Origin of the sequence: Methylobacterium nigriterrae (assembly GCF_037106235.1) — a bacterium.
GTDB lineage: Bacteria > Pseudomonadota > Alphaproteobacteria > Rhizobiales > Beijerinckiaceae > Methylobacterium > Methylobacterium nigriterrae.
Genome location: NZ_JBAWTG010000441.1, coordinates 1 through 824, shown reverse-complemented (window position 1 = coordinate 824; position 824 = coordinate 1). Strand labels below are relative to the sequence as shown.

General features: G+C 69.5%; 1 protein-coding gene. It reads right to left on the bottom strand.

Annotated elements, in window-relative coordinates; genetic code table 11:
• Positions 1–56: 56 nt before the first annotated feature.
• On the bottom strand, positions 57–824 hold a 768-nt coding region (locus WDW90_RS37640; protein ID WP_336492810.1), incomplete at its 5' end, for a methyl-accepting chemotaxis protein.

Below are 824 nucleotides of genomic sequence, written 5' to 3'. Positions count from 1 at the left end.
ATGAGGGCGGGGTTGTAGCTCAACGACGATGAGGGTGAGAGTGGCTTGCAGGCTGCTTATGCGGCACGCACGGTTGCCAAGAAGCGGCTCACCTCGGCCGAGAGATGCTCGGACTGCCGCGACAGCTCGGAGGCCGCACCGAGCACCTGGCTCGCCGCCGCGCCCGTCTCCTCGGCCGCCTGCGCCACGCCCGAGATGTTGCTCGTCACCTCGCCCGTGCCTTGAGCGGCTTGGCTGACGTTGCGCACGATCTCCTGCGTGGCGGCGCCCTGCTCCTCCACCGCTGCTGCGATCGTGGTTGCCACCCCGCTGATCTCCTGGATGCGCGCCGCGATCGAGCCGATCGCGCTGACCGCCTGACCGGTCGAGCCCTGGATGCGGGCGATCTGACTCGAGATCTCCTCCGTGGCCTTAGCGGTCTGGTTGGCCAGCTCCTTGACCTCGGCGGCCACCACCGCGAAGCCCCGACCCGCCTCGCCGGCGCGCGCCGCCTCGATCGTGGCGTTGAGCGCCAAGAGGTTCGTCTGGCCGGCGATCGTCGTGATCATCGTCACGACGTCGCCGATCCTGGCCACCGCGCTGCTCAGCTCCTGCACCAGGGTGGCCGTCTGCGCTGCCTCGGCAACGGCAACCTGGGCGAGGTTGGTCGAGCCATCGACCTGCCGGGCGATCTCCTGCACGGAGGCGCCCAACTCCTCGGCCGCAGCTGCGACGGTGTTGACGTTGGAGGCCGCCTCTTCTGCGGCAGCCGCCACGGTGGTGGACTGACTGGCGGTCTCGGAGGCCGTGGACGTCATCTGCTGGGCTGTTGCCTGCAGCTCGGT